The sequence below is a fragment of the Nonomuraea aridisoli genome, from assembly GCF_003236395.1.
Classification (GTDB): domain Bacteria; phylum Actinomycetota; class Actinomycetes; order Streptosporangiales; family Streptosporangiaceae; genus Nonomuraea; species Nonomuraea aridisoli.
The window spans coordinates 1-442 of the sequence record NZ_POUD01000673.1 but is presented as its reverse complement, the minus strand read 5'-3'; the positions used below and the strand labels follow the sequence as shown (position 1 = coordinate 442).

The following is a 442-nucleotide window of genomic DNA, read 5'->3' as shown; positions in this document are numbered from 1 at the left end:
CGCCATTTACACCGGCCGGATCAGCCCGGCACAGGCCAAACGTGTGGACGAAATGCAGGCTGTTGCCGACGCGTTGAGTCTGCTGGCCAACATCGTCATGGCGTGGAACACGTCACAAATGCAGGCTGTTCTGGATCGCTGGTCGAACCGCCGCCAGGCCATTCCGCCGGAACTGATCGGAAAAATTGCTCCCACCAGGCTGGAAAGCATCAACCTGCGAGGCGTGTTCCGCTTTCCTGTTGACCGTTATGCCGACCAAATCCTGCCCTCGCGGCAGGGAGCACCGATAACTGGCACCAACGGATGAAACCGATCACGGTTTGACGCCACGAATCGCAGATTTGAAAGTGAACAGGAAAGTCAATGAAATCAACGATCTACCAACACCACCTCCGCGCCAGTGCTAGCTTTTCGTACCGTCACTTATTGCACTGAAAACGAG

At 55.9% G+C, this 442-nt stretch carries 1 protein-coding gene; it reads left to right on the top strand.

Features of this window, described 5'->3' with window-relative positions:
- A partial coding sequence (locus C1J01_RS53940) for a Tn3 family transposase (RefSeq protein ID WP_146616080.1) occupies positions 1-307 on the top strand: 307 nt, incomplete at its 5' end.
- Positions 308-442 lie beyond the last annotated feature (135 nt).